At 60.4% G+C, this 10,993-nt stretch carries 10 protein-coding genes; 7 read left to right on the forward strand and 3 right to left on the reverse strand.

The genetic code is table 11. From position 1 onward, the window contains the following. Nucleotides 1-696: 696 nt before the first annotated feature. Nucleotides 697-1,611 carry a phosphoserine phosphatase SerB gene (gene serB, locus AB0P14_RS08670; protein ID WP_363840488.1) on the reverse strand — a complete coding sequence of 305 codons (915 nt, stop codon included), beginning with the start codon at nucleotides 1,609-1,611 and terminating at the stop codon, nucleotides 697-699. Between the two features lie 103 nt (nucleotides 1,612-1,714). Here serB and AB0P14_RS08675 point away from each other — a divergent pair, with 103 nt between their 5' ends. The 7 genes from AB0P14_RS08675 (at nucleotide 1,715) to AB0P14_RS08705 (ending at nucleotide 7,257) form a co-directional block, all read left to right on the forward strand. Continuing rightward, nucleotides 1,715-2,500, forward strand: a complete 786-nt coding sequence (locus AB0P14_RS08675) for an ABC transporter ATP-binding protein (protein ID WP_363840491.1) — start codon at nucleotides 1,715-1,717, stop codon at nucleotides 2,498-2,500. 65 nt (nucleotides 2,501-2,565) lie between these two features. After that, entirely contained in the window at nucleotides 2,566-3,345 is a 780-nt protein-coding gene (locus tag AB0P14_RS08680) for a sulfite exporter TauE/SafE family protein (RefSeq protein WP_363840494.1), read from the forward strand. After that, the gene (locus AB0P14_RS08685) at nucleotides 3,342-4,178 is read left to right on the forward strand and encodes an RNA methyltransferase (protein WP_363840497.1); all 837 of its coding nucleotides are present in this window, start codon (nucleotides 3,342-3,344) and stop codon (nucleotides 4,176-4,178) included. Before AB0P14_RS08680 ends, AB0P14_RS08685 begins: the two co-directional genes overlap by 4 nt. A gap of 9 nt (nucleotides 4,179-4,187) precedes the next feature. After that, nucleotides 4,188-4,649, forward strand: coding sequence for a peroxiredoxin (locus AB0P14_RS08690; RefSeq protein ID WP_363840500.1), 462 nt, complete (start codon nucleotides 4,188-4,190; stop codon nucleotides 4,647-4,649). Between the two features lie 95 nt (nucleotides 4,650-4,744). Next, entirely contained in the window at nucleotides 4,745-4,999 is a 255-nt protein-coding gene (locus AB0P14_RS08695; RefSeq protein WP_110106206.1) for a type B 50S ribosomal protein L31, read from the forward strand. 96 nt (nucleotides 5,000-5,095) lie between these two features. Then, a complete protein-coding gene (locus AB0P14_RS08700; RefSeq protein WP_363840503.1) occupies nucleotides 5,096-6,157 on the forward strand; it encodes a biotin/lipoate A/B protein ligase family protein in 1,062 nt (353 codons plus the stop codon). Further along, nucleotides 6,154-7,257 carry a tellurite resistance/C4-dicarboxylate transporter family protein gene (locus AB0P14_RS08705; protein ID WP_363840506.1) on the forward strand — a complete coding sequence of 368 codons (1,104 nt, stop codon included), beginning with the start codon at nucleotides 6,154-6,156 and terminating at the stop codon, nucleotides 7,255-7,257. The genes AB0P14_RS08700 and AB0P14_RS08705 overlap by 4 nt, the downstream gene beginning before the upstream one ends. Here the strand turns inward: AB0P14_RS08705 and AB0P14_RS08710 are convergent. Both AB0P14_RS08710 and pepN read right to left on the reverse strand, forming a co-directional pair. Continuing rightward, on the reverse strand, nucleotides 7,254-8,258 hold the full coding sequence (locus AB0P14_RS08710; RefSeq protein ID WP_363840509.1) for a VOC family protein: 1,005 nt from the start codon (nucleotides 8,256-8,258) through the stop codon (nucleotides 7,254-7,256). The two genes, AB0P14_RS08705 and AB0P14_RS08710, sit on opposite strands and share 4 nt — an antisense overlap. Nucleotides 8,259-8,305: 47 nt before the next feature. After that, entirely contained in the window at nucleotides 8,306-10,966 is a 2,661-nt protein-coding gene (gene pepN / locus AB0P14_RS08715; protein ID WP_363840512.1) for an aminopeptidase N, read from the reverse strand. Nucleotides 10,967-10,993 lie beyond the last annotated feature (27 nt).

The following is a 10,993-nucleotide window of genomic DNA, read 5'->3' on the forward strand; positions in this document are numbered from 1 at the left end:
TCGGCAGGACTTTCGAAAATGGGCGGGCGCTTGCGGGAAAAGACGGCATTAGACGGCCGTCTTTTCCCGCAAGCGCCGTCCGATGTGGAGCTACCCCACTATTATGGTGCCCACATGATGAGGCGGGCCACAGCTCATCACCCCGGGTCCACTAAATGGATAGCCATCTTGTGCAAACAGATGTTCCCTTGGACGTCTAGAGACAACGCCGCTCACTACGGCGAGAGCTGCGGTGTGGCTTTGACACGTCGCGGGCACGGATTTCTGTTGTCGTCTGCACAGCCTTCAGGCGTCCGTTTGCGGAACACTCTTCGGTTCACTGGTGTGGCCCAAAGCGGAACCGTCAGGGCGTAGTCAGTGCTCGCAGACGTTACGGCGGTGGCCAAGTTGGATCTCTGCTACGACGAGGATGTTCTCGTCAACGGTGAAGGTGATGCTGTAGTCCCCCATGTGAACTTCTGAGTATGTGAACTCTGAGGACGGGACGCTCTTGGAGGGATATTGGGGGCCTCATCTGTCATCGCCTCGTGGAACGCCGCCACATCTGCGATTTCTTCCAAGGCCTCAAGCGTCTGCTCGTAGTGCTCAGGGCTGACAATGACATGGTTAGCTTGTACGTCCTGCGCCGCGAAATGTACATGAAATGGCTTCCTTGAATGGAAAGCCATACGGATTGCGTTGCCGACCCGTTGCTTATTAGATGTTGGCCAGTACCAGTGCCACATCGAGGTTCGGGATGTTGATCTGGGCGTCAGCCACGGCCCGCACAGCAGGCTTGGCGTTGAAGGCCACGCCCAGAGTGGCTGCTGCCATCATGTCCAGATCGTTGGCACCGTCCCCAATGGCCATAGTGGCGTCGGCGCCGATGCCGGCTTCTGTGCTCCATGCCCGCAGCTGCACAGCTTTGGCCGCCCGGTCCACGACGGCCCCGCTGACCTTGCCAGTCAGGTGTCCATCAACAATTTCCAGATCGTTGGCCATAGCGTGGTCCAGGCCCAGACGTTGCGCTAACGGAGCCAGAATCTGGGAGAAACCACCTGAGATTGCACACACCACATGCCCGGCTGCTTTGGCGTCAGCCACCAGCCGTTCGGCACCCTCGGACAGCCTAATTTTTGCGCCCACATCTGCGAGTACGCTTTCCGGCAGCCCGGCCAGGGTAGCTACACGGTGGTGCAGGCTCTGCGCGAAATCCAGCTCCCCGCGCATGGCAGCCTCGGTGACTTCGGCCACCTCTGCTTCCTTTCCGGCATGGGCGGCCAGCATTTCAATGACTTCTTGTTGGATCAGGGTGGAATCCACGTCCATGATGATGAACTTGCGTGTCGCTTCCCGCAGCGAATCGGGGACCACGGCGGTACTCACCCCGTCCTGGGCAACATCTGCCAGTGCCGCGCGAAGGCGGGCAATGCGTGCTGCTGCCTGAGCATCGCTGGCTCCGCTGGGAGCCAATGAGCCCAATTCCAGCACTGCCGCCACAAATCCGGGGTGGTTCTCCGTGCGTTCGCTGGCCACCGTGTAACCATGATCGGTCAAAACCGACCGTACCTTCGCAAGGGCTGTGGGGGAGAGCGTTTGGCCGTAGCTGACTGCAGTAAATGTGGAGGGCATGAGAAGTATTCTAACCAATCCGGGGCACCGCTTGCCTCAGTGGCTTGTGATGGCGCCGCTTCGGTTAGCATTGGCCGCCTTCCTTGTCATAGGCTCAGTGCTTATGAGCGAAGTTTTGGGTTTGGCCGGTGTCAGCGTAGTCCGCGGCACCAAGACATTATTGGACAACATCGATTGGCATGTGGCCGAGGGTGAGCGCTGGGTGGTGCTTGGGCCTAATGGTGCTGGCAAGAGCACCCTGCTGCAGATTGCCGGGGCCCGTATGCACCCAACCCGTGGCGTAGCAGGCATCCTCGATGAGGTGCTGGGCGCCGTCGACGTCTTTGAGTTGCGCCCCCGGATCGGTGTGGCCTCCGCGGCTCTGGCTCACCAGATCCCGGAGCACGAAAAAGTTCTCAACGTGGTGGTGACCGCCTCCTACGGAGTGACCGGGCGTTGGCGTGAGGATTACGAGCGCGACGACGAACGCCGCGCCTTTGGGCTTTTGGAAGAGTGGGGGGTTTCCACCTTCTTCAACCGCCCCTTCGCATCCTTGAGCGACGGCGAACGCAAGCGCGTTCAGATTGCCCGCGCACTGATGAGCGATCCCGAATTGCTGCTGCTGGATGAGCCCGGTGCCGGACTGGACTTGGCCGGCCGTGAAGGACTCGTCAAGCGTTTGAGTGAACTGGCCGCAGATCCCTTCGCGCCGAGTACCGTGCTGGTCACCCACCATCTCGAGGAAATCCCGCCCGGCTTCACCCACGCGCTGTTGCTCCGCGATGGCGGCGTTGTGGCTAAGGGGCCTTTGGCTGAGGTTTTGACCGAAGAGCACCTCAGCAGAACCTTCGGCCTGCCGCTCACCGTCACCAGCAACGGCGGACGGTACACGGCAACGGCACGCCACTAGCCACCACCGGCAGTCGCTAACCGTATTTTTCTCCCCACCATTTTGCGAAGGACTTTTCCCCGGCAGTGAACGCGCTCGAATCCTTCTTCATACTGCTCGGCGGCTTATGGGCCGGAACCATCAACTCTGTGGTTGGTTCCGGCACACTGGTCACCTTCCCTATTCTGATCGCTCTGGGAGTGGCCCCGGTCATGGCTGTGGTCAGCAACGCCATGGGCTTGATCGCCGGGGGAGTCTCCGGCACCTGGGGCTACCGCCGCGAGCTGCGTGGCATGAAGTCGAATCTGATCAAGCTCATGCCGGCGTCCATCCTCGGCGGCATCACCGGAGCCTACCTGCTCCTGCACCTGCCGGAGTCCGTGTTCGCACTGGTAGCGCCGGCCTTGATTGTGCTGGCATTGACCCTGGTCATCTTCCAACCGCGACTCCAACGAGCCATCCAAGCTAGGCGCGGCGCCGGGCCCACTGCCCGCACGCACGATCTCGCCATGGTGGCATTGGTGTATTTGACGGGCGTCTATGGCGGGTATTTTGTGGCCGCTCAGGGCGTGCTGCTGGTAGCGATTCTGGGTATTTTCATGTCCGGCACCCTGCAAAACGCCAATGCAGTAAAAAACCTCCTCTCGCTCAGCGTCAATGTTGTGGCTGCTATCTCGTACCTGTTATTTGCTCCCGAAAAGATCATTTGGCAGATCGTGGCGCTGATTGCGGTCAGTTCCCTAGCGGGTGGATTCATGGGGGCCCGCATTGGCCGAAAACTATCTCCCCTAGTCCTGCGCAGCGTCATTGTCACGCTCGGCGTGGTGGCCCTGTTCTTTATGATCCAGAAATTGGTGGCCGCATGATCATCCGTCTTGAAACCGCCAGCGATCCCCGCGTCAGCGACTATCACTCCCTGACCGATGTGCAGCTCCGTAAAACGAGGGAACCCGCCGAGGGCCTCTACATTGCCGAAAGTCCCAAGGTAGTCCGCCGCGCACTCGCCGCCGGACACCGACCGCGTTCTTTTTTCCTGGCAGAGAAACGGTTGCCGGAGATAGCGGATGTGCTGGCAGCACATCCGGACATCCCCGCCTACGTGGGTACCGGGGCCATGCTGGAGGAGATCACCGGCATCAACCTACACCGTGGAGCCATGGCCGCCATGCACCGCCCCGCGCCGGTGGAGATCCCCACCTTGCTGGCCGAGGCACGCCGCGTGGCCGTGCTGGAAGACATCAGCGACCACACCAATATTGGTGCCATCTTCCGTAGCGCTGCCGCGCTCGGCATTGATGCTGTCCTGATCAGTCCGCGCTGTGGCGACCCTTTGTACAGGCGTAGTATTCGCGTCAGCATGGGAGCGGTATTTCAGGTTCCGTGGGCGCGCTTGCCCGAAGGCCCCAGTGGTTTCCAGATGCTCCAGGAGGCCGGATTTACGACGGCGGCCCTCGCCCTTTTGCCCGATTCGCTCACTATCCATGAGCTTGCCGCCCGCAACGAGGAGAAGTTGGCACTGATCTTGGGCAGCGAGGGCTACGGGCTCAGTGCTGAGACGTTAGCCGCGGCAAACCATTCGGTCATGATTCCCATGTACGCTGGAGTGGACTCGCTCAATGTTGCAGCCGCCAGCGCGGTAGCCTTCTTCGCCACCGATCCGCGGACCTCAAAGAGCGCTAACGCTGTCTCCCGAGAGTAGTGTTGAAGCATGAAGATTGATGAGAAAGTTGCCGAGTTCTCCTTGCCAGACCAGCACGGGAAGGTCCGCAGCCTTTCCGAGCTGAGCGCCAACGGTCCAGTGGTGATTTTTTTCTACCCGTTGGCGGGCAGCGGTGGCTGCACCAAAGAGGCCTGTCATTTCCGTGACATGGCAGCAGAATTTGCCGCCGAAGGGGCCTCGATGGTCGGCATCAGCACCGATTCGGTGGCCAAGCAACTCGACTTCGCCACCAAAAACCACTTTAGCTACCCGCTCCTGAGCGACCGTGAGGGTGCGGTGGCTGATATCTTCGGCGTCCGGCGTCGCCTGTTGGCAAAGTCACTTCCGACGAAAAGAGCCACATTCATTGTGGATTCTAGCCAAATTCTGCGGTATCAGATCTCCAGCGAAACCAATATGGATGTCCATGCCGACAGCGCCTTGGCGGCCTTACGGTCGCGGGCTTGGTGAAATGGGTGTGAACCGGTAAAGTTTCTAGCTGGTCCTTGTGGCCATAACATTCATCAGTCTGGCAAAAACCAGGCAATAACACTCTGAGGTTCACTGTGAAGCAGAACACCCACCCCAAGTACGAAGCCATTGTATTCAACGACCTGGCCTCCGGCACCAAGTTCCTGACGCGCTCCACCGCGACGTCCAAGAAGACCATCGAGTGGGAAGACGGCAACACCTACCCCGTCATCGACGTTGAAATCTCCTCAGAGTCACACCCGTTCTACACGGGCAAGCAGCGCATCATGGACAGCGCCGGCCGCGTCGAGCGCTTCAACGCTCGCTTCGCAGGCTTCGGCAAGAAGTAATACTTCTTTCCATAGTTTTTTCAAGCAGGGTCCGCGCCGGTTGGTGCGGGCCCTGCTTTTTTGCACTTGGTGCGTTCCACTTGGGAAGATGTAGTCATGGCTTCCCAATTGCACGGCGAATATAAGGTCCACGGCGGTAAGTTAGTGGTGGTTGACTGCTCTGTCACGGACGGTTTACTCCACGATGTCCACGTCAGCGGTGATTTCTTCCTAGAACCTGACGAAGCGCTCGATGACATTAACGCAGCACTGAACGGCTTATCTGCCAGCCTGTCAGCTGATGCGTTGGCGGAAGCCATCACCGTGGCGCTGCCTGCGGATGCTGTGCTATTTGGTTTCTCGGCACAAGCCGTGGCCATCACGGTACGTCGCGCCCTGACCAAGGCAACTAGCTGGATCGACCACACGTGGGACATTATTGCCCCGACAATTCTGCCGACGGCACTGAACGTGGCGCTGGATGAGGTGCTCACAGAAGAAGTGGGCGCAGGTCTACGCAACCCCACGCTGCGTTTTTGGGACTGGGATGAGCCAGCCGTGGTGATTGGCAGCTTCCAATCAGTGCGCAATGAACTGGAACCGGCAGGCGTGCAAAAGTACGGCATCAATGTGGTGCGCCGGATCACTGGTGGCGGTGCCATGTTCATGGAGGCCGGTAACTGCATCACGTACTCGCTGTATCTGCCCCAGACCCTGGTGGATGGCTTGAACTTCGAGGACTCTTACAAGTTCCTTGATGCCTGGGTGCTGGCGGCCCTGGAATCCATGGGCATTGAAGCGTTCTATGTTCCGCTCAATGACATTGCCACGGACAAAGGCAAGATTGGTGGCGCAGCCCAGAAGCGGCTGAGCAATGGGGCTATGCTCCACCATGTGACCATGAGCTACGATATCGACGCCGACAAAATGGTGGAAGTGCTGCGTATCGGCAAGGAGAAGCTCTCGGATAAAGGGACCCGTTCGGCAAAGAAGCGCGTGGATCCCTTGCGCCGGCAGAGCGGCATGAGCCGGCAAGAGATAGTGGAGCGCATGTCTGAAACATTTGCCGCCCGCTATGACGCTCAGCTGGTGACGCTCACAGAATCCGAACTGGAAGAAGCACAGCGCAGGGTTGAGAGTAAGTTCGGCACTGAAGAATGGCTCCACCGCGTGCCATGAGCCACTTAGCCCGTGCCACCTCACGCATCAGGAACAACTGGCCGAACCAACCCACGGCTTCCTTTGCTTTTGTCATGGCCACGGGCATCGTGGCCGCGGCGCTCCTAGATGCTGGCTGGTCCCGGGCATCGTGGACGCTGCTGTGGATCGCCGTTGGCGGTTTGCTGGTGCTGATGGTGGGCTTGCTGGGCCGGCTGCTGGTCCACACCAACCATGTCGTGGCCGATTTCCGAAACCCACACAAGGGTTTTGGCTACCTGACCATGGTGGCGGCCATCAACGTGGTGGGCATTGGTTTTCATCCCGTAGCGCCAGCTGTCACGTGGATCATGGCGGCCATGAGCATCCCATTGTGGCTGTTTTTAGCCTACGGTGTGCCGCTGTCGATGATGTTGCGTACAGAAATTGGTGAGACTAGAAGTCCGCGGCTCCTCCCAGTGGACGGAACCTGGTTCTTATGGGTCGTATCCACGCAATCGCTGTCCATGGCCGCCGCTTCTCTCGCCACCGGCGGCAGCCAGGTGCGTCTACTCAGCGACGCAGCAGTGGCCCTGTGGGGTATCGGGATAATGCTGTATTTGACCCTGACAACGCTCGTGATGTTGCGCTTGCTGACGGGCGGTGAAAATCAAGGCGGTATTGTGCCCACTAACTGGATCTTCATGGGTGCCACAGCCATCACAGTCTTGGCCGGATCCATGATTTTGCACCTACCCGGGGATGTTCCTGTTGTCCAGATGGCCGGTCCCACGGTGGGTGGCATCAGCTATCTGCTCTGGGCCTTTGGGTTGTGGTGGGTGCCGTTGCTGGTGGCCTTCGGCTTCTGGCGCCACCTAGTTAGGCGCGAGCCGCTGAACTACTCCACTTCCTTGTGGTCGGTGGTGTTCCCTTTGGGCATGTTTGCCGTGGCCACCTACAGATTCGGCACCGTCAACCAGATGCCGTTGGTGGCCTGGCTGGGCAACGTAGCCACTTGGGCCGCAGCGGCAGCCTGGCTGGCCGTCTTTTTGGGAATGGTTTTTACCTGGGGGAGATGGGTCCTTTCCGGCACCCAACTCAATAGACCTCAACGCCCTAGACCCCAACGCCCTAGACCTTAGGCGAGTAAGCGCACCGTATTGCCCCAGGGGTCATCGACAGTGATGAGGCCAGACTCCTGCATAAAAGTCAGCCCAGCATCACTGAGGCGCCGTGCAACGTCCTGCAGCGCGGCTTCATCGCCCACGTGAACAGCGAGGCTTCCCAGCCCCGAACTCTCGCCCCTAGCCTTGGCGCCGGCGCTGCTCCACGTGTTTGTCGCAAGGTGATGGTGGTATCCGCCGGCCGCGTAGAAGAGTGCCCCGTTCGCTTCGGCAGTGACGGCGAAACCGAGCGTGTCGGCGTAGAACGCGCGAGCCTGCTTCAGGTCACCCACGCGCAGGTGCACGTGCCCTACCGTTGCTGCTGCATCCGTGGCGGCTGCGCCTAGATGCTCGTTGAGGAACGCGTTGGGATCCAGTACTGCTGATCCCATCTGGACAAGTCCGTCTTTCCAAACCCACTCCTCCCTTGGGGTGTCGCTATAGAGCTCCAGACCATTCCCGTCGGGATCAGAGAAGTAGAACGCCAGGCTCACTGCGTGGTCCGCGCTGCCTGCATAACTCTGTGGAGCTTCGGTGACCACGTTCAACAGCGTCTGGGCAAGTGCTTGTGCGGTGCGATAGAGGATTGCCGAATGGTAGAGCCCGGCCTCGGTGGGCGAATCTGCGCTAAGGCCGTCAGTGCGTGTGACGGATAGCAGTTCGACGCCGTTGTTGCCTAGGCTGAGGTGCTCGGAGGACTCTCCGAGCACCTCGAGGCCCACCGCGTCCACATAGAAGTCACGCATGGGTGCCAGTGCTGCAGTGCGCAGTTCGATCGTGCCCAGCTGGGTGCTGTCCGGCAAGACGGCGGCTGTTGCTCCTGTGGCGCTAGACCCTGCGGGCGTATCTGAGGAGGTGGCATTCATGCCCCGCCAGATCCCGGCGGCTGCCAGAAGGAGGATCAAGGCTGAGGCAAGAACGATCCAAAGGGTGCGCTTGGGGTGTGGACGGCGGGAGACAGCGGTTTGTTGGGAGACCATACTCCCTAGCAACTAGTTGAAACTACAACTTATTCCGATGGTCTTGATTACCTCCCTGCCTGCGCACGCAATGCTCGCAGGAGGTGATCACGCTGTTCGAGGACGATCCGGCGAAGACCCCTGGCAGCGTTTGGGTGCTCTGCTAACCACTGGTCCGTACGGTGGACCACCGGGTGGTGCTCCGGGGTGAGCCCGCCAGCCAGATCCTGGTGCGCCGGGAACAGTCCTCGGACAATGCGACCGGCGATTTCCAAACTCCGAGTGTTCCACACCGACTCAATGACCTCAAAGTACCGTTCTGCATACGGCTCCAGCAATTCCTGGCTACCCATCATGAAGCCTTCAATCGTGGCGCTCAACAGCTGGTTGCTCAGTGCAGTCTGCTCCACGGCTTCGGCCCAACGCTGTTGCTTCAAGGCGGCCTCGGGCAGTGCTGCCACGGCCGTGCAGTGGTTGGCACGGTGTTCAGCGGTGGTATCGGCGGCCAACTCGGCATCGAGCTCGGCAATCGTTGCTGCACCACGCGCAGCGAGCTGCTGCCACAGGAGCCAGCGCAGGCTGCCATCCACTTTCAGGCCTTCCGGCACGTCACTTCCGGCGAGAAGTTCCCGGCTCCGGGAGTTCACAGCGTCGCTGCCCCTACCCAGGAGCGCAAGGGTGCGCACCCAGATCAGCTGTTCGTCGCTGCCAGGTGTGGCCTGGCCCAGATGATGTTCGACGCCGGCCAGCAACAGTTCCGCGGCATGGGCCCGGTCTGCGGCGGGGCAGTAGTGGTTCACTGCGTGCAGTGCGTTGTCAGCCAGAGTCTGCAGCAAGCTCGTGTCAGCTTCGCCACCGGCGTGGGACGCCACGGTGCGAAGATACACGGTTGCCGGGAGCATGCCGTCACGCGTCGCATTCCACAGGGTCGACCAGACCAGGCTGCGGGCCAGCGGATCAACAATGCGGCCAACGCTCGACAGTGCCGTGCTCATCGAACCGGGGTCCAAGCGCACCTTGGCGTAGCTGAGATCCTGATCGTTCACGAGCACTAGATCGGGAACGGGGGAGCCCACGGCGTCGGTCACGACCGTCTCAGCGCCCACCACATCGAGTGTGAACGATTGGCTCTTGACCAAGGCTCCGGCGTCGTACGTGAAGAAGCTGATGCCCAAGCGGTGCGGGCGGAGGGCCGTGCTGCCGGTGACCGGATCCAGGGATGTCTGCTTGATGGTCAAGGAGGTCACGGCACCCTTGTCGGTGTCCAGATCAGGGATCAGCGTGGACATCCCGGAGGTGCCCAGCCATTGGCTGGCCCACTCGTTGAGATCGCGGCCCGATGCGTGGCTCAGCGGTTCCAGCAGATCGTTGAGGGTGGTGTTGGAGTATTCATGGTTGCGGAAGTACTCCCGGGAGCCGGCGATGAACGCGTCCTGGCCAACATAGGCCACCAGCTGCTTGAGCGCGGAGGCGCCCTTGGCGTAGGTAATGCCGTCAAAGTTGGCCTTGGCAGCTTCCAAATCGGGGATGTCAGCCACGATCGGGTGCGTGGTGGGAAGCTGGTCCTGCGTGTACGCCCATGCCTTGCGGCGGCTGGCGAACATGATCCAGGACTTCTGACCCCACTCGGTGGCTTCGGCCACGGCCAGATGGCCCATGAAATCGGCGAAGGATTCCTTCAGCCACAGATCATCCCACCAGCTCATCGTAACGAGGTCGCCAAACCACATGTGGGCCATCTCGTGCATGATCGTATTGGCGCGCTGCTGGTAGGCGGAATCGGTGGCACGAGAGGCGTGGAGGTAGGCCTCGGTGAAGGTTACCAGGCCCGGATTCTCCATGGCGCCAAGGTTGTATTCGGGCACAAACGCCTGATCGTACTTGCCGAACGGGTACGGGTAGTCGAAGAGCTCGTTGAAGTACTTCAATCCCGCCTTGGTGACCTTGAAGATCTCATCAGCATCAAAATGCGGCGCCAGGGATGCCCGGCAATAGGCGGCCAAGGGGATATCCACGCTCGTGCCTGCGTGCGTGCTCTCGGGTGGGAAAGCCATGGTGAAGTGGTCTTCGACTTTGAAGTACGGTCCGGCCAACACCGTGGTGATGTAGGTAGAGATGGGGAGCGTGGGGGCGAAGTCCCATCGGGTGGTGCCGGAGTCGGGGAGCTCAGCCTGAGCGGCCACTGTAGCTTTCGCCGTGGGCGCCTTGCTCACTACGGACTGGTTGGAAGCCACTTCCCAGCCGCTCGGTGCCGTGACGTGGAAGGTGAAGGGAGCCTTGAGGTCTGGCTGCTCAAAGTTGGCGAAGACCCGGCGGGCGTCGGCCGGTTCGTATTGGGTGTAGGTGTAGGTCTGGCCGTCGGCGGGATCCACGAATCGGTGCAGGCCCTCGCCGCTGGTGGAGTAGGCGGCGGTTGCGGTGACCACCACCTCGTTCTCGGCGGCGAGACCCGGAAGGTGAATCCTTGCATCATCCACCACCTCAGCAACGTCCAGCGGCGCTCCATTCAGCAGAACCGACTCCACGCCGAGTCCCATGAAGTCCAGAAAGGTCTGCGCCGAGTCCGGCACGGAGAGGTCCGCTGCGAAAGAAATGCTGGTTCGGCTGGCGAATCCAGGAACTGAGAGGTCTTGCGCCTCGCTGAGATCTAGCTCGACGTCGTAGCTGTGGACGGTGAGGAAGGATTTACGGGTGGCGGCATCGTTGCGCGAGAGATTGAAATTAGACACCCTGTGATTCAATCACGCACGGGCTCT

The sequence above is a fragment of the Specibacter sp. NPDC078709 genome, from assembly GCF_040686795.1.
GTDB lineage: Bacteria > Actinomycetota > Actinomycetes > Actinomycetales > Micrococcaceae > Specibacter.

Coding starts and splice junctions, on each gene's coding strand:
- AB0P14_RS08690 (WP_363840500.1), top strand. CDS start 4,188: ATGAAGATTGATGAGAAAGTTGCCGAGTTCTCCTTGCCAGACCAGCAC.
- AB0P14_RS08675 (WP_363840491.1), top strand. CDS start 1,715: ATGAGCGAAGTTTTGGGTTTGGCCGGTGTCAGCGTAGTCCGCGGCACC.
- AB0P14_RS08705 (WP_363840506.1), top strand. CDS start 6,154: ATGAGCCACTTAGCCCGTGCCACCTCACGCATCAGGAACAACTGGCCG.
- AB0P14_RS08685 (WP_363840497.1), top strand. CDS start 3,342: ATGATCATCCGTCTTGAAACCGCCAGCGATCCCCGCGTCAGCGACTAT.
- AB0P14_RS08710 (WP_363840509.1), bottom strand. CDS start 8,258: ATGGTCTCCCAACAAACCGCTGTCTCCCGCCGTCCACACCCCAAGCGC.
- AB0P14_RS08700 (WP_363840503.1), top strand. CDS start 5,096: ATGGCTTCCCAATTGCACGGCGAATATAAGGTCCACGGCGGTAAGTTA.
- serB (WP_363840488.1), bottom strand. CDS start 1,611: ATGCCCTCCACATTTACTGCAGTCAGCTACGGCCAAACGCTCTCCCCC.